The sequence below is a fragment of the Lysinibacillus sp. OF-1 genome, from assembly GCF_028356935.1.
GTDB classification, from domain to species: Bacteria; Bacillota; Bacilli; order Bacillales_A; family Planococcaceae; genus Lysinibacillus; species Lysinibacillus fusiformis_D.
In genome coordinates this window covers 3,203,372-3,219,863 of sequence record NZ_CP102798.1, presented here as the reverse complement: position 1 = coordinate 3,219,863, position 16,492 = coordinate 3,203,372, and the positions used below count along the sequence as shown (strand labels likewise).

Annotated in this window: 13 protein-coding genes, 1 pseudogene and 1 other annotated feature (1 of these 15 only partly in view); of the genes and pseudogenes, 13 read left to right on the top strand and 1 reads right to left on the bottom strand. The window is 40.1% G+C overall.

What is annotated here, in order from left to right:
• Window positions 1-215: a binding site (T-box leader), on the top strand; it begins 30 nt to the left of the window's first position.
• 99 nt (window positions 216-314) lie between these two features.
• The 10 genes and pseudogenes from NV349_RS15735 to NV349_RS15690 all read left to right on the top strand — a co-directional run bounded on the left by NV349_RS15735 (window position 315) and on the right by NV349_RS15690 (window position 11,931).
• Window positions 315-1,682, top strand: a complete 1,368-nt coding sequence (locus NV349_RS15735; RefSeq protein ID WP_271910523.1) for a chorismate-binding protein — start codon at window positions 315-317, stop codon at window positions 1,680-1,682.
• Entirely contained in the window at window positions 1,682-2,713 is a 1,032-nt protein-coding gene (trpD, locus tag NV349_RS15730) for an anthranilate phosphoribosyltransferase (RefSeq protein ID WP_089934892.1), read from the top strand. The genes NV349_RS15735 and trpD overlap by 1 nt, the downstream gene beginning before the upstream one ends.
• A complete protein-coding gene (trpC, locus tag NV349_RS15725) occupies window positions 2,710-3,501 on the top strand; it encodes an indole-3-glycerol phosphate synthase TrpC (protein ID WP_271910521.1) in 792 nt (263 codons plus the stop codon). The genes trpD and trpC overlap by 4 nt, the downstream gene beginning before the upstream one ends.
• Entirely contained in the window at window positions 3,498-4,112 is a 615-nt protein-coding gene (locus NV349_RS15720; protein WP_271910519.1) for a phosphoribosylanthranilate isomerase, read from the top strand. The genes trpC and NV349_RS15720 overlap by 4 nt, the downstream gene beginning before the upstream one ends.
• Complete coding sequence (gene trpB / locus NV349_RS15715) at window positions 4,112-5,323, top strand: tryptophan synthase subunit beta (protein ID WP_271910518.1); 1,212 nt, start codon at window positions 4,112-4,114, stop codon at window positions 5,321-5,323. The genes NV349_RS15720 and trpB overlap by 1 nt, the downstream gene beginning before the upstream one ends.
• Complete coding sequence (gene trpA / locus NV349_RS15710; protein ID WP_089934884.1) at window positions 5,320-6,111, top strand: tryptophan synthase subunit alpha; 792 nt, start codon at window positions 5,320-5,322, stop codon at window positions 6,109-6,111. Before trpB ends, trpA begins: the two co-directional genes overlap by 4 nt.
• Before the next feature lie 165 nt (window positions 6,112-6,276).
• Window positions 6,277-6,567, top strand: coding sequence for a single-stranded DNA-binding protein (locus tag NV349_RS15705; protein WP_271910516.1), 291 nt, complete (start codon window positions 6,277-6,279; stop codon window positions 6,565-6,567).
• A gap of 722 nt (window positions 6,568-7,289) precedes the next feature.
• On the top strand, window positions 7,290-9,179 hold the full coding sequence (ltrA, locus tag NV349_RS15700; RefSeq protein WP_271910515.1) for a group II intron reverse transcriptase/maturase: 1,890 nt from the start codon (window positions 7,290-7,292) through the stop codon (window positions 9,177-9,179).
• A 161-nt stretch (window positions 9,180-9,340) separates the two neighbouring features.
• Window positions 9,341-11,383: pseudogene (recJ, locus tag NV349_RS15695) on the top strand (single-stranded-DNA-specific exonuclease RecJ); the annotation flags it as partial.
• A gap of 35 nt (window positions 11,384-11,418) precedes the next feature.
• Window positions 11,419-11,931 (top strand): adenine phosphoribosyltransferase, encoded by a 513-nt coding sequence (locus tag NV349_RS15690; protein WP_036124410.1) that lies wholly within the window; start codon window positions 11,419-11,421, stop codon window positions 11,929-11,931.
• Between the two features lie 451 nt (window positions 11,932-12,382).
• Here NV349_RS15690 and NV349_RS15685 read toward each other — a convergent pair whose 3' ends face one another.
• Window positions 12,383-12,841: a MarR family winged helix-turn-helix transcriptional regulator gene (locus NV349_RS15685; RefSeq protein ID WP_271910511.1), complete on the bottom strand. Its 459-nt coding sequence runs from the start codon at window positions 12,839-12,841 to the stop codon at window positions 12,383-12,385.
• Between the two features lie 189 nt (window positions 12,842-13,030).
• Between NV349_RS15685 and NV349_RS15680 the strand changes: the two genes are divergently transcribed.
• The 3 genes from NV349_RS15680 to NV349_RS15670 all read left to right on the top strand — a co-directional run bounded on the left by NV349_RS15680 (window position 13,031) and on the right by NV349_RS15670 (window position 16,412).
• Window positions 13,031-14,281, top strand: coding sequence for an MFS transporter (locus NV349_RS15680; protein WP_271910509.1), 1,251 nt, complete (start codon window positions 13,031-13,033; stop codon window positions 14,279-14,281).
• Between the two features lie 120 nt (window positions 14,282-14,401).
• Window positions 14,402-15,493 carry a carbohydrate kinase gene (locus NV349_RS15675; protein ID WP_058845310.1) on the top strand — a complete coding sequence of 364 codons (1,092 nt, stop codon included), beginning with the start codon at window positions 14,402-14,404 and terminating at the stop codon, window positions 15,491-15,493.
• Window positions 15,494-15,497: 4 nt separating this feature from the next.
• Window positions 15,498-16,412: a pseudouridine-5'-phosphate glycosidase gene (locus tag NV349_RS15670; protein WP_271910506.1), complete on the top strand. Its 915-nt coding sequence runs from the start codon at window positions 15,498-15,500 to the stop codon at window positions 16,410-16,412.
• Window positions 16,413-16,492 lie beyond the last annotated feature (80 nt).

Below are 16,492 nucleotides of genomic sequence, written 5' to 3'. Positions count from 1 at the left end.
GGTATGTAATTTAGAGAGTCAGTGGGTGGTGTGAACTGATTTACAGCTTATGTGAATGGACTTATGAGAGTCGCTTTTAAAAGCGAACGTGATTCCCCACGTTATAGGGGTGCTTTGAATGTATGGCTAAAATGAAGCTGGTCATCATAGAAAGCACAAAAGTGAGAGCATATGCTCTAATATGAGGTGGCAACGCGGTCATGATCGTCCTCTGCAATTAGGAATAATCCTTTTTGCAGAGGGCTTTTTTTATTTTGCTTCAGCATTCGTCTAGACATTAGCAAAAGGAATTTTTGAAAAGGAGCTTATAAGCTATGCAAACAACGAGTTCAAGAACAAAAATGAAAACTATCAATGGCGATTCTTTAACACCTATTTTAATTTTCAGACGTTTACAGGGGAAATATAAATTTTTGCTGGAGAGCTCTGCACAGCATGAGGGAGCAGGCAGATTTTCATTTATTGGTGCGAATCCACGAAAAACCTATAAAGGTGTGGGACAAGAAATTCAGGAGATATCCTATAAAACGGGAAAAACATATGTGCATAAAGGGGAGCTTTTTGTCCTCCTTAAACGACTTATGCCACGTATCTCTAATACGACACAATTTCCGTTTTCAGGAGGTGCTGTCGGATATATAGGTCATGGTGGAACGACAATGTTCGCTGACGAGAAAATAGGGCTTCCTGATGCGCACTTCCATGTGTATGAAACGATCATTGTGTTCGATCATTTAACAGATGAAGTGACACTGATTCATACAAATATTGATGCGGAAAAACAGCAACCTGATTTGGAAGTGCTGGCCCAACAATTATTAAATGGTGATGCTTATGACGAAGCAACTTATCATTATCACGCAATAGAAAAGGCAACGGATGAATCCTTTGCAGCAGAGTTACAGGCGATGCAAACCAAGTTAAATGATGACATAACAAGGGTAGTACTGCCTAAGCGTTATGTAGCAAATTTTCAAGGTGATGCGTTTTCCTTATACAGACAGCTACGCAAAAAAAAACCTGCACCCTATATGTATTATGTAGAGTTTGAGGATCACGTTATATTAGGCACTTCTCCTGACAGCCTTATACGAGTGAAGGGGGAGCGAGTGATAGCCACACCAACGGAGGGCACCTATCCACGTGGGGAGACTAAAAGTGAAGACCTAAAAAATGAGCGCACATTATATGAACAAACGGACATTCGAAATTCACATGCAATACTCGTTAGTGCCATTCAGCAAAAATTACAGTCTGTTTGTTTTCGAGACTCTGTTCAGGTCATTGAGGCCATGCGTATTGAAAGGTCAAAACAGGCACTGCACTTGACGTCGAGAGTAGAAGGTCGGCTTTTACCTATGTTGCACGCTTTGGATGTACTGGCAGTAACAATCCCACCATTTTCAGTTACAGAGATTTCTAAGAAGCAGGTGATACGTTACTTAGAAAATGGGTCACACATGGCATGTATTTTTGGTGATGCTCTTGGCTTTATTGGATTCAATGGCCATTTGGATTTTGCTTTAACAGCGCAATCCATTGTAGTTGAACATGAAACGATGTATATGCAATCCACAATAACAATGACTAAATATACGAATATCCCTAACGTGTTACAGCAAGTGCAAGAGGAAGAGAAAGGTTTTTTACAGTTATTGGTTAACGATGGAGGGCGAAACTGATGGAACAATTACAACGGAAAGTAGTGCAAGGTGAACATCTGATGTATGAGGAAATGCTGAAGGTCGCGCAATGGTTATTTCAGGATGAGACACCTAAAGAGGAAATCGCCAGTTTTTTAACGGCTTTAGCTGTGAAAGGGGAAACAGCACACGAGGTAGCAGCATTAGCAACTATTATGCGTTCTTTTGCACGTGATGTAGCTGTAAAAGAAGACGACTATATGGATAATTGTGGTACGGGTGGAGATGGTCTTCATACCTTCAACATTAGTACAGCCTCTGCTTTTGTACTAGCTGGAGCAGGTGTCAAAATGGCAAAGCATGGGAATCGTAAAATATCTTCATCCTCGGGTAGCTCAGATGTGTTGGAGGCATTAGGTATTCATACAGCTATTTCCATACCTCAAACGATTGAATTGCTAGAGAAAGAAGGAATTGCTTTTATCTATGCACCGAATGTTCATCCAAAATTAAAGCGAATTGGCGAAGTTCGTCGTTCATTAGGAAAACCAACGATTTTTAATCTAGTCGGTCCTTTAACCAATCCAGTACCATTATTTACGCAATTCACAGGTATTAATCGTCCTGATTTTGTCATGGAATATGCCTCAGTCCTACAGATGCTGGGGCGGGAGCGAGCCATTGTTGTTTCAGGTCCTAAGGGGCTTGATGAGGCTTCCTTAGCAGGACAAAATACATTGGTCCTAGTAGATAGAGGAGATTTAATTCCCTTCTCCTTGTCGGCTGAAGATGTTGGTCTTCAAGCAGCACCTTTAGAAGCTATCCGTGGTGGCAATGCAGATGACAATGCGGTCATTATGAAAAAAATATTGGCTGGAGAGCACAGTGCGTACTTAGATACGGTGTTATTAAATACGGGTATTGGCTTATTCGGTTATGGTCAAGCAGAAACCATTAAAGAAGGTGTCGCGATGGCGAAGGAAAGTATTTTTAGTGGGAGAGCATTGAAAAAATTGGAAGCAGTTATTACTTACAGTGAACAAATGAAAGAAGTGGAGGTAGGGCAATGAATATACTCTATAAAATTCTGCAGCAAAAGAAAATTGAGATAGGTGCTTTATTAGAGCAGCCAGATCCTTTAGCAAATTTTACAGAAAAGCCACGACCCTCATTAGTCGAAACATTACGTCAAGCTACAAAATTACAGGTCGTTGCTGAAATGAAACGTGCTTCGCCCTCCAGGGGGGTCATCGCTGGTGCGGCGGATCCAGTTGCTCAAGCACAGGTCTATGCACAGGCAGGAGCAGCAGCTATTTCTGTTTTAACAGATAAGGCGTTTTTTAAAGGCTCCTTTGAAGATTTAGCGGCAGTTGCTCGTGTTGTTGACACGCCTCTTCTTTGTAAGGATTTTATGATAGATCGGGTGCAGATTCGATTTGCGAAGGCAGCAGGTGCCTCTATTATTTTATTAATTGTGGCGGCCTTAACGGATGACGCTTTACGCGACTTATATAGTTATGCAACGGGCTTAGGCCTAGAAGTTTTAGTGGAAGTACACGATACAGAGGAGCTTGAACGTGCTCTTGCAGTAGATGCAAAGTTGATTGGTGTCAATAATCGGGATTTACGTACCTTTGAGGTTAGTCTACAACGGACAAAAGAAATTGCCGAAGTTTTCCCATTCAGTGAGCAACGTGTATTAATTAGTGAAAGTGGTATTTGGTCACAGGAAGATGCCAATCAAGTTGCCACAATGGGAGCTAGTGGCGTTCTTGTAGGGGAGGCATTGATGCGCAGTGAAGACGCGGGGCAAGCACTACAACGTTTACAGGTACTAAAGGAGGCAGCTTCTATATGACAAAAGTCAAAATTTGTGGATTACAAGAACAAGTACATGTCAAAACAGCTATTCATGCTGGCGCAGATGCCATTGGTTTTGTTTTTGCACCAAGTAAACGTCGTGTAACTGTTGAGCAAGCCCAACAGTTAGCGAAGGAGGTGCCACGAGGTGTTTTGAAAATAGGTGTCTTTGTCAATCCCACACCAGCTGAATTAAAGGAAGCGGTAGAGCGCGTGCCTTTAGACTATGTGCAATATCATGGAGAGGAAACGCCAGCATTTATTCAGGAGCAAGGCTACCCAGCCATTAAGGCATTGTCGATACGAGGAAGAGAGGATGTTCAAGCAGCTGTTCATTATCAGGTGGATTATTATTTATTCGATGCCCCTGGAACAGATTTTAAAGGTGGTAGCGGTCATACTTTTGATTGGACGTTACTTGAGGAAGTAGGTATTCCAAGAGAGAAATTATTATTAGCGGGTGGTCTCAATGTGGACAATATTGAAGCGGCCATTTCAAGTGTTGCTCCTGTAATGGTGGATGTATCAAGTGGCGTGGAAACAGACGGAGTCAAAGATTCTATAAAAATACAGGCATTTTTGCAGGCAGTAAAGAGGGGGAGCGAATAATGGGAAATTCAATCGCATTTAATGTACCGACTAAGGAAGGTCGTTACGGACAATTTGGTGGACGTTATGTGCCAGAAACATTAATGACAGCTTTACTAGAATTAGAAACAGCTTATGAAGAAGCGATGAAGGATTCAATGTTTACAGAGGAGCTATCCTATTATTTACAGGAGTATGTAGGGCGAGAAACCCCACTCTATTACGCAGAAAATTTAACGAGCGCACTTGGAGGAGCTAAGATTTATTTAAAGCGTGAAGATTTAAATCATACAGGTGCACATAAAATTAACAATGCGATTGGGCAGGCGCTTCTTGCCAAACGCATGGGCAAAAAGAAAATTGTTGCTGAAACAGGTGCAGGACAGCATGGTGTGGCAACGGCTACTGCTTGTGCCTTATTAAATCTAGAATGTGTTGTTTTTATGGGTGCGGAAGATATGAAACGTCAGCAGTTAAATGTTTTTCGCATGGAGTTGCTTGGCACAAAGGTTCAATCGGTGGAAAGTGGTTCTAAAACTTTAAAGGATGCTGTGAATGCAGCGCTACGTTATTGGGTGACAAATGTTGAGGATACGCATTATATTTTAGGCTCTGCCCTAGGACCTCACCCATTTCCTAAAATCGTTCGAGACTTTCAGCGTGTCATTGGGGTAGAAACGAGAAAGCAAATTTTGCAAAAGGAAGGTCGTTTACCTGATGCTGTTGTGGCTTGTATTGGTGGCGGCAGTAATGCAATTGGTATGTTTCATCCGTTCGTAGATGATGCATCAGTCGCTTTATATGGTGTAGAGGCGGCAGGGAGTGGTCTTGAAACAGGGAAACACGCTGCGGCAATTGCAGGTGGACAATTAGGTGTATTGCATGGTGCCTACATGTATTTATTACAGGATGAAAATGGCTTTGTCCAAGAAGCACATTCGATTTCCGCGGGGTTAGATTATCCGGGAAAAGGGCCAGAACATTGTTATTTACATGATATCGGTCGAGCGCAGTTTGACGCCATCACAGATGCTGAGGCACTAGAAGGCTTACAATTGTTAAGTCGAACAGAGGGGATACTTCCTGCGCTTGAAAGTTCCCATGCTATTGCTTACACAGCAAAACTTGCTAAAACCATGCCGAAAGACCAGATCATTGTAGTGTGCTTGTCTGGTCGCGGAGATAAGGATGTACACACGGTTAGGGCGGTACTAGGAGGAGATGGCAAATGACGACGTTACAACAAGCAATTGAACAAGCAAAGGTAGCAGGAAACAAAGCCTTTATTCCGTATATCATGGCAGGTGATGGAGGGCTAGAAACGATCAAGCCAACCATCCTAACACTACAGCAGCTAGGTGTGACAGCTATTGAAGTAGGTATCCCCTTTACAGACCCTGTTGCAGATGGGCCAACAATTGAGCGGGCAGGAGAACGTGCACTCGCAGCTGGCGTAACATTAACGAAGGTATTGCAAACGCTCACTTCATTTAGAGATGAAATCACGGTACCTCTAGTTGTCATGACTTATTTCAATCCAGTGTTAGCGTATGGCTTAGAGGCTTTTGCAAAAGCCTGTGTAGCTGGGGGCGTTAAGGGAATAATCGTACCAGATGTTCCATTAGAAGAAAGTGCTCTATTACGGGAGGCATTAAACCCATATACCATTGATGTTGTTCAACTTGTCTCTTTAACAAGTCCTCCTGAGCGTATTGCTCATATTGCAGCAGCTAGTCAGGGCTTCGTTTATGCTGTGACTGTGAATGGAATTACAGGGGCAAGGTCCCGTTTTGCTGCAAACTTAGAGCAGCATTTTGCAAGTCTACGTCAAGCAAGTTCAATCCCTGTGCTTGCAGGCTTTGGTATTTCAACACCTGAGCAAGTGAAAAGGATGGGGTCATTGGGAGATGGAGTTATTGTTGGTAGTGCTATTGTAACAGCATTGCATGAAGAAGATATGACCACCGTAGCAGCATTAGTGGCCGCTTCAAAAGGTGTATTCGAGAAGTCTACTCTATAGAGTAGGCTTTTTTGCTGCTAGATGGATAGTAAGTTTAAACTGATGGATTAATCAGTAAAAGGGGCGGATAGAAATTTTCACATTGATGGATAAAACTATCAATCTAACGGATAGTGCGTATCCAATAGAATTTCGGTATAATAGCTTTCGTAAGGAAGTGAGAAGATGATTCTATCGAAAAAAAGATGGCAGGTGGAGCGTCCAGATGCCACACTTGTACAAGCATTACAAAATGACTTACAACTTTCCGCGATTGCTGCAAAAATTTTAGCAGCACGAGGCTGTGAAACTACGGCTGAAGCAGAAAGCTTATTAAATATGACTGAAGCAAATGTCCATGACCCATTTCTTATGTACGGTATGGCTGAAGCAGTAGCACGAATTGAGCAAGCATTAGAAAATGGGCAGAAGATTTTAGTCTATGGCGATTATGATGCCGGTGCGACACGTTTCTAAGTGAAAAGCTTAGACACTAGGGAGTCGCTTAATTTCCCTAGGAGAACTGATTTCTTGATAGGTGGAATGAGAGGGTAACGCCTTGAAACGCCTACTCTGATACTCCGACATGCTTTAGCTAAGGTTAACTAGTGAAGTATGAAGCTCGGTAAAGTCGGCAGAGAGATACCGTCAGCTTACAAATGTAAAAATGTTCACAGTAAGTCACGAAAGCTGTCTAGAGGTAGATGGTGTATCCTATATGCCGGGAGTCCATAAAGTATCTATGGTTAGAATGTGCTGCACAAGCACTGACGAATCTCTGAATGTACAGGTCTAGACGTAGATGTTGTAGAAATGCAATGGGTGGCAGTGCCATCGTATGTGTGGATGAGTAAAAATCGTGCGTTATGAAAATCCATAGCTTGTTACAGGCAAGTTCAAGCATACAGGACTATAGGAGAAACCTAAGGATATATGGATGGATAGAGAAGTCGGAACGTGGAAAGCGAAGGATGTGGAGGTATTAACCTGCCTATGAAGCAGTTCAGTATATAAAGGGGCAACCTATTAAAACTGATTAACCTTTCGTGAGAGTGGAGCCACAGTACCTTTGAAATCGTGATAATAAGCGGTGGAGGGATAGGCTCTAGTCGGAAATTTCAAAGACTTATAAATGCATAACAAATCACAGATTCGAGTATGACTAATAGAATCACCACTTGAGAGAGGGGTTGATGTCTGTGGCAAATTCACGAATCGTACAACATGTTAAAAAGTCCAAGTTAAGAAATGCTGAATATTATAGTATGCAGTCAACTTTTGACATGCTATATGACCAAAGTAAAAACGGTAGTAATTTTAAAAACTTAATGAGAATTATCAGTTCGTCTGAAAACATTAAGTTAGCGTATCGTAATATTAAGAAAAATACGGGTAGTAAAACGGCTGGCGTAGATGGTCGGACAATCGAACATGTTTCGAAGCTAGCCGAAGAACAATTCGTTTGTTATGTTAGAAATAAATTAAGAGATTACAAACCGAAAGCAGTTAGACGAGTTGAAATACCAAAACCTAATGGTAAAGTAAGACCTTTAGGAATTCCTGCAATTTGGGATAGAATAGTCCAACAATGTATTTTCCAAGTTCTTGAGCCTATAGCAGAAGCAAAATTTTCTGGTAGAAGTCACGGATTTAGACCAAACCGTTCAGTAGAAAATGCGATTGCTCAAAGTTATCGGTTAATGCAACATTCCAAAATGTCTTATGTAATTGATATAGATATAAAGGGATTTTTCGATAATGTTTCACATGCAAAGTTGTTAAAACAAATGTGGACACTAGGTATACAAGACAAAAATTTACTCACGATTATTTCAAAAATGCTAAAAGCCAAAGTCAAAATGCCAGATGGTCAAATTATTGAGAATAAAAAAGGTACACCACAAGGAGGTATTTTATCTCCATTGTTGTCTAATATTGTGCTTAATGAACTTGACCGATGGATTGAAAGCCAATGGGAAACATTCCCCACTTTAAAAGACTATACGCAATATGGTGGTAAGGGAGAAAATAGACATCCTCACAATAGTTATAAATATAGGATGTTAAAGAAATCATCTAAACTGAAAGAATGTTACATTGTTCGCTATGCAGATGACTTCAAAATCTTTTGTAGTAATCCTAACCATACCAAAAAGTTATTTATTGCGGTTCAAAAATGGCTTAAAGATAGACTAGGTCTAGCAATTAGTGAAGACAAATCAAAAATCGTGAATCTTAAAAAGGACTATTCTGAATTTCTAGGAATCAAAATGAAGTTAATTCCAAAAGGTCAGAAATGGGTAGTTAAAAGTCATATGTGTGATAAAGCAGTACAGCGTACGAAGAATAACCTTAAAGAAATTATTAATGGTATTCGATATGATAGTGGCTCAAATGACCAAGCAAGAAAAATAGCATTATATAACTCAACTGTAATAGGACTTCATCAGTATTTTCGCATAGCAACTATGATAGCCGAAGATATGGGAAACATCGCATATGAAATAAACGTATGTTTGAAGGACCATCGAATGAAACGGCGAATCAAGAAAACGGGTGTTATCACTTCTGATTTCATCAAGAAAGAATACGGAAAAAGCAAGCAACTTAGATTTATATCACGAGAACCGTTTCTACCTATTGGTTACATTAAACACAAAAGTCCAATGATGAAACGAAATGTAGTAAATGCATATACAAAAGAAGGTAGAGAAGAAATTCATAAAAACCTCTCTACTATTGATGTTGGCGTACTTCGTTTCTTAATGGAACATCCAATTTCACAACGAAGTGTCGAATATAACGACAATCGAATTGCATTATACTGTGCACAAAGAGGTATATGCCATGTAACAGGGCAAGGACTAAACCCAATGACGATTCACTGTCATCACAAAGTACCACGATTGCAAGGTGGTACTGACGAATACAAAAACCTCTGTCTCGTTGATAAAGACATTCATATTTTAATTCATGCGAAAGATGAAGAAATTATCTCGAAATATAAATATCTTATAACGAATGTTGGAAGCCTCAACAAACTTAATACGTTACGCAAAATACTAAATTTAGAAGAACTAGCAATTTAATTGGACAAATAAACATACGCTTAGTGAATACTGTTAAGTTATGTAGATTAACAAAGTTTTGAAATTATTCGATGGAACGCCGTGTGAGGTGAAAGTCTCACGCACGGTGTGAAGTGGGGGAAAAGCTAGAGATAACCTCAAAGGCTTACCTATCACTATATGGTGTCACAAGCACGACTGTTATGCTAAATGTTTTACTAGATCTTGGAGCGGATGTATCCTTTAAAATCCCCAATCGTTTTATCCATGGTTATGGTCCACATGAGGCATTATTTCGTGAAGCATATGAAGAGGGTGTACAGTTAATCATAACAGTAGATAACGGGATATCTGGTATCGAACCTGTTCGAGTGGCTAAAGAGCTTGGCATGGATGTCATTGTGACAGATCACCATGAGCCAGGTGAGGAACTACCGCCAGCAGATATTATTCTTCATCCTCGATTACCAGAAGGTCATTATCCGTTTGGAGAGCTAGCTGGAGTAGGTGTAGCCTTTAAGTTAGCACATGCTTTATATGGTGAACTACCAATTCATTTAATGGAATTGGTGGCGATTGGAACTGTAGCTGATTTAGTTCCTTTAGTGGATGAAAATCGCTATCTCGTGAAGCGAGGTATACAGGAAATGCGTCGTTCCCTTAGTCCATGGGTACAAGCAATGTGTGATATAGCCAGTACAGAGCAGGCAAAAATTACGGAAGAGACAATTGGCTTTTATTTTGGTCCTCGATTAAATGCTGTTGGTCGACTCGGAGAAGCAGCTCCAGGAGTCGAGTTATTAATGGCAGATGATAGTGCTAAAGCAAGCGCATTGGCAAAGCAGCTTAATGCCTGCAATACAGAGCGCAAAGATATTGTGAAAAGCATTACAGATGAGGCCATTGCACTTATTGAATCGGATGAAAAAATCGGCAATTCCTTAGTTCTTGTTGTGGCGGGGGAAGGCTGGAATGCAGGCGTTGTTGGAATAGTTGCCTCACGACTTGTTGAGCAGTACTATCGTCCAACCATTGTCCTTTCACTTGATCCTGAAAAGGGCACAGCAAAGGGTTCCGCTCGAAGCATTGAAGGCTTCCATCTATATAATGAACTAGCTAAAAACCGAGATATTTTACCGCATTTTGGTGGACATCCTATGGCCGCAGGCATGACCTTATCGTTAGAGCATGTGGATGAACTACGTACACGCTTGGATGCACAGGCAAGAGAATGTTTAACAGAGGAGCAATTAACACCGATCGTCCATATTGATATTCCGTTAAGTATCGATGAAATTTCAGCAGATGCTATTGAAGAAATTTCAGCACTAGGACCATTTGGAACAGATTTTCCAAAGCCTGTTTACGTACTTGAGGATGTTGAAATCTCATCTATGCGTAAAATTGGAGCAGCTGAGAATCATATTAAAATGGAATTAACAAATGGCTATGATAAATTAGATAGTGTCGGCTTTAATAAAGGGCATTTACATGATGAATTAACGTATGGCATTAAAGTATCCTTTATAGGCGATTTACAAATTAATGAATGGCAGGGACGTAAAAAAGCCCAATTTATGATCGAGGATGTCCAAACAACGGAATGGCAGCTATTTGATATTCGTGGTATCCGTCAAACTGCGCGTTGGCTTAATACGGTACCGAAGGATGAGGCACAGTTTATTGCCTTTCATCCAGCAACGATGGCGTATTATCAATCATTGATTGGTGCTCCTATTACAGTAGTTGACCCAGCACTATCCAATGTGGAACAAAGTGATTATATTGTGCTCTTAGATTTGCCACAACAAGTTCAAAGACTAGAAGAGGTGTTACAGAAGACGACACCTTCACGTATTTATGCGCATTTTTATATGCCTGATTCGCAATACTTTAGTGGTTTACCTACTCGTGAGCAATTTTCTTGGTATTATAAATTTTTGAAAAATCGACCAGCCTTTCCGCTTGATATGCATATAGCAGATTTAGCAAAGCATACAGGTTGGCCATTGGATGTATTAAAATTTATGACACAGGTGTTTTTTGAGCTTGGTTTTGTTAAAATGGAGAGTGGACTGACGACTGTCAACGTGAATGCCCCAAAACAAGCACTAACAGAGGCACCGTCTTACAAACAACGTTCAGAACAGATTGAAATGGAGCAAAAGCTTGTCTATGCTCCTTATATAGAATTAAAACAATGGTTTGATGAACGATTAACATAAACGGACGTACAGCGTTTCGTAGGAGGAGCAATAACATGGATTTAAAGCAATATGTTACAACAGTTGAAAACTGGCCGAAAGAGGGCATTAGCTTCAGAGATATTACAACAATTATGGATAATGGACCAGCATACAAATATGCAACAGACCAAATTGTAGAATATGCAAAAGAAGTGGGAGCTGAAATTGTAGTTGGCCCTGAGGCTCGTGGTTTTATCATCGGTTGCCCAGTTGCCTATGCACTTGAAATTGGCTTTGCACCTGTTCGTAAACCAGGTAAATTACCACGTGAGGTTATTAGTGCAGACTATGGTCTTGAATATGGTCAAGATACGTTAACAATGCATCATGATGCGATTAAGCCTGGCCAAAAGGTTTTAATCTGTGATGATTTACTAGCAACGGGTGGGACAGTTGAAGCAACTGTTCGTTTAGTAGAAGAATTAGGTGGTCAGGTAGTAGGCTGTGCCTTCCTAATCGAACTTTTAGAATTAAATGGTCGTGCAAAGCTTGGAGATTTAAATATTAAAACACTTATTCAATATTAAGAGAAAGCGTCTACCATAGTGGGCACTTCAGATTGTAGACAAACTCAAGAAATTACGAGTTTGCCTACAGTCTTTTTCTTTTACAATGAAATAAAGTAAAGCCGATACGGGCCGAGTTGCTTTCCCCGCTCCATCGAACTTCTTCCCTATTACTGTGTTGATTAACCGTAAACTTTTAAGCTGATGAAAGCTGAAGACGGAAAATTAAATCAATAAACATGAACAATTAGAAATGGTAACGGTTAATCAATTTATATCATTTGAGCGAAAATTAGAGGCTGCTATTTACCCTTTAGTAGAAACGACTTACTAAGCTTATGGATGCCCAAATATTGATCATGCCACTCTATATTTGGTAAGTAATTAGAAGAAAAAATGACAACAGCCATCGAGGTGAACTTTTCGATGGCTGTTGTTTGCAGTTTGAAGCGCCCAATAAAGTAGGTACTTTTTAATCTTCATCATATGCTTGGATGATCTTTTGTATTGTGCGCAAGGTATCATAGAAATCTGCATATTTTTCAACCCCTATATCTTCGATGATTCTATCTTGAATCGTTTGCCAAATGGGTGCGGCTTCATGCAGCTTTTCTAATCCTTTTTCAGTGAGCGTAATCTTTTTAGTGCGCGCATCGCTTGTGTCTCGCTTTAATTCAACATAGCCATGTTGCTTTAATAGATTAATATTACGGGTCACAGTCGTTTGATCAAGTTGTAAAATTTCACCTAAACGGCTAATTGAGACAGTTTGCTGAAGATCGATATGGGCCAGCATGGAATATTGTGTAACCTTTAAACCAGTGGGCTGTAGCAGCTTATCATATAATTGTGTGACAACCCTTGTTTTTTTTCTAAGGTTTGCACAAACACAGATTTGTGTATAATCGATTGTTTTAAGTTGATTCTTCATCGTCAGTACTCCTTTGAGGGGATTCTACTAATTGTAAGTATACACCTAAGAGCTAGAAAAGACTGCTTGACAGCTATAGGAACGATTATTATCATTATACATGTATATACATATAAATGGAATGAAGAGATCGCAAAACATGTATATACATGTTTTGTTATGCATCTCACAAGAAAAGAAGGTGTTAGGATGAAGCGAGTTCATTATAGCTGGTTGATTTTGATTGTCACATTTTTCTCGATTATTGTAGCAGGGATTACAATGTCATCGTCTGGTGTTTTCCTGGATCCCCTCGAAAAAGAATTTCAATGGGATCGCTCAACGATTGCTTTAGCATTTGCTGTAAGTTTATTTTTATATGGCATATCTGGACCATTTATGGCGGCGCTGCTTGAAGTCATTGGCTTAAAGAAAATGATGCTTAGTGCCATGTCTACTTTAATAGTAGGAATGACCTTAACCTTTTGGATGAGCCAATCCTGGCAGTTAATCATTATTTGGGGAGGTATCATTGGGCTTGGTGCGAGCCTTTTTTTAACGGTGCTCAGTCCCTATGTAGCGAATCATTGGTTTGTTAAACGCAGAGGGCTGGCAGTTGGGATTTTAACGGCTAGTACAGCCACAGGTCAATTAATTTTACTGCCAGTGCTAGCCATTATTATTGAACATTATTCTTGGCGATGGGCAATGGGATTAATCCTACTCCTGAGTACCATGATGTTCGTCATGATTGCTATGTTTATTAAAAACAAGCCGCAAGATATTGGTCTAACCCCTTACGGTCATGATGAGATTATAGAAGAGCCGCAAGTACAGCCCAAGAAGAATCCAATTAGTATGGCATTTCTTGGTTTAGCAGAGGCAGTTAAAGTCAAAGCATTTTGGCTCTTAGCAGGCAGCTTTTTCATTTGTGGTCTTTCGACAAGTGGATTAATCGGAACTCACTTTGTGTCATATTGTATTAGCTTTGGCGTTCCGCTAGTAACCGCTGCATCTCTTCTTTCTTTTATGGGGGTGTTTAACTTATTAGGCACGACTGTCTCTGGCTGGCTATCGGATCGCTTTGATAATCGTTGGCTATTATTTTGGTATTACTTGTTAAGGGGAGCTTCTCTCTTGCTACTCCCTTATGCACTCGCTCAAGGCTCCTTTGTTTTATTGACGATTTTCAGCATCTTTTATGGACTCGATTGGATTGCCACAGTACCACCAACTATCAGCATTACACGACAAATTTTTGGGATGCAAAAAAGCAGCATTATTTACGGATGGATATTCGCCTCACATCAGGCAGGAGCGGCAGTTGCTGCGTATGGGGGTGGGTTAATTTATAAATTTTTCAATTCCTACACATGGGCTTTTTTCCTTGCTGGCCTATTCTGTGCATTGGCAAGCTTATTCGTTATCATTGTAAAAAAACAAACGCCTCAGCAAGGATAAACAGTCGACTAAAAAAGTTGAACCTCGACAGAAAGAGGTTCAACTTTTTTTATCAATATTAGTTTGACATTTAACAAACAAAAGTTTACAATATAAACAAATATAATAAAAGGTGATGCTATGAATGAAAGAGAACAGGCGGTGCTTGCTTTAATTCGCCAAAACCCGTTTATGTCTCAGCAAGAGATGGCAGATACAATGAATCTGTCCCGTCCCGTGCTTGCTAATTTAGTGTCTAGTTTAACAAAGCAAGGAAAAATTGTAGGTCGTGCTTATATTTTACCCGAGGAAAATGAAATTATTTGCATCGGGGGAGCTAATTTAGACCGAAAATTCCATGTGAAGGGCAATGTTCAATTTGGAACATCTAACCCTGCCAGCTCTTCTTTTAGTGTAGGTGGAGTTGGTCGAAATATTGCTGAAAACTTAGGCAGATTAAACCATCAAGTGACGTTATTAACAACGGCTGGTAAAGATGCTGATTGGCAAGTGATCCAAGAAGCTTCGGAATCCTTTATGAATCTACGTTATGTGGAGCAGCTAGCTGAGGCTTCTACGGGTTCCTATACAGCTATTATGGATGAACAAGGTGAGCTAGCATTAGCTGTAGCCAATATGGAGGTTTATGACCTGCTGTTACCGAGTTTGTTGAAAAAGCATGAAACAATGCTAGTGAATGCTGGTTGCTTTATTTTGGATTTAAATTGCCCGAAAGAAACAGTGGCGTATATCCAGCAAGTAGCCATTGCTCGTGCCATTCCATTAGTCATTGTGCCAGTATCTTCGCCAAAAATGAATCGACTACCTGAAACATTACAAGGTGTAACTTGGTTTATTTGTAACACGGATGAAGCAGAAACAATTGTTGGACATAAAATTGAAAGCGCTACCCATTATGAAAAAGCATTACAACAGCTCTTACAACTAGGTGCTGAACATGTCATTATCACAGCTGGTAGCAAGGGTGTTTATGCAGCATCTACGACGATCACACCTCGTCATTTCGCTGCGAAAGTGATCAACAAAATTGAAGATGTTACAGGAGCAGGAGATGCGTTTGTCAGCGCTGTGATACACAGTTGGTTGACAGGTCAATCTTTTGAGACATGTATTGATGCAGGGTTAACAAATGCTAAAAATACATTGGCATCTCCTTATACAGTAAGACCTGAATTATCAGTAGATTTGTTAAAAAATGAAATGGAGGAATAACAACATGAAAGAATTCATCGTATTATCAGAAGAAGTAAAAGCAGGACAAGCAGAAGGTCTACCAATCGTGGCATTAGAATCTACAATCATTTCACACGGTATGCCATATCCACAAAATGTGAAAACTGCGCGTGAAGTTGAGCAAATTATTCGCGATAATGGTGCAGTACCTGCAACCATTGCCTTAATAGATGGCAAAATCAAAATCGGTTTATCAGATGAAGAGCTAGAGATGTTTGGAAATTCACAAGGCGTTGCAAAAGCTTCACGTCGTGACTTAGGCTACTTACTTGCAACAAAAAAATTAGGTGCGACAACAGTTGCAGCTACAATGATCTGTGCTGAACTTGCAGACATTGAAATCTTTGTAACAGGTGGTATTGGTGGTGTACACCGTGGTGCTGAAACAACAATGGATGTCTCTGCTGACTTAGAAGAATTAGCACAAACTAATGTGGCTGTTATTTGCGCGGGTGCAAAATCTATTCTAGATATTGGTCTTACATTAGAATACCTTGAAACAAAAGGGGTACCAGTAGTTGGTTATGGTACAGATGAATTACCAGCATTCTACACACGTCAAAGTGGTTTCGATGTCAACTTCCAGCTTGATACACCAGAGGAGATTGCAGCAATGCTATCTGCGAAATGGCAATTAGGGTTAAAAGGTGGCGCTGTCATTGCCAACCCAATTCCAGAAGCTGAAGCATTAGATCATGCATTTATTACAAACATTATTGAAAAAGCTTTAGCTGAAGCTGAAGAGAATGGTATTCAAGGTAAAAACGTTACACCATTCTTACTTGGTAAAGTAAAAGAATTAACAGAAGGTAAAAGTCTTGATGCGAACATTGCATTAGTGAAAAACAATGCAGTCGTTGGCGCAAAAATTGCTGTTGCCTACAATCAATTACACTAATCATTTGTCGAAACAAGAACCCTTTGTGACATCCTGTCGCAAAGGGTCTTTTTCATTAAAAAGAAGAATATTTTTTCCAT

Bases quoted from the DNA above. Each gene is read 5' to 3' on its own strand.
- NV349_RS15735 (WP_271910523.1), top strand. From the start codon at position 315: ATGCAAACAACGAGTTCAAGAACAAAAATGAAAACTATCAATGGCGAT.
- trpD (WP_089934892.1), top strand. From the start codon at position 1,682: ATGGAACAATTACAACGGAAAGTAGTGCAAGGTGAACATCTGATGTAT.
- trpC (WP_271910521.1), top strand. From the start codon at position 2,710: ATGAATATACTCTATAAAATTCTGCAGCAAAAGAAAATTGAGATAGGT.
- NV349_RS15720 (WP_271910519.1), top strand. From the start codon at position 3,498: ATGACAAAAGTCAAAATTTGTGGATTACAAGAACAAGTACATGTCAAA.
- trpB (WP_271910518.1), top strand. From the start codon at position 4,112: ATGGGAAATTCAATCGCATTTAATGTACCGACTAAGGAAGGTCGTTAC.
- trpA (WP_089934884.1), top strand. From the start codon at position 5,320: ATGACGACGTTACAACAAGCAATTGAACAAGCAAAGGTAGCAGGAAAC.
- NV349_RS15705 (WP_271910516.1), top strand. From the start codon at position 6,277: ATGATTCTATCGAAAAAAAGATGGCAGGTGGAGCGTCCAGATGCCACA.
- NV349_RS15690 (WP_036124410.1), top strand. From the start codon at position 11,419: ATGGATTTAAAGCAATATGTTACAACAGTTGAAAACTGGCCGAAAGAG.
- NV349_RS15685 (WP_271910511.1), bottom strand. From the start codon at position 12,841: ATGAAGAATCAACTTAAAACAATCGATTATACACAAATCTGTGTTTGT.
- NV349_RS15680 (WP_271910509.1), top strand. From the start codon at position 13,031: ATGAAGCGAGTTCATTATAGCTGGTTGATTTTGATTGTCACATTTTTC.
- NV349_RS15675 (WP_058845310.1), top strand. From the start codon at position 14,402: ATGAATGAAAGAGAACAGGCGGTGCTTGCTTTAATTCGCCAAAACCCG.
- NV349_RS15670 (WP_271910506.1), top strand. From the start codon at position 15,498: ATGAAAGAATTCATCGTATTATCAGAAGAAGTAAAAGCAGGACAAGCA.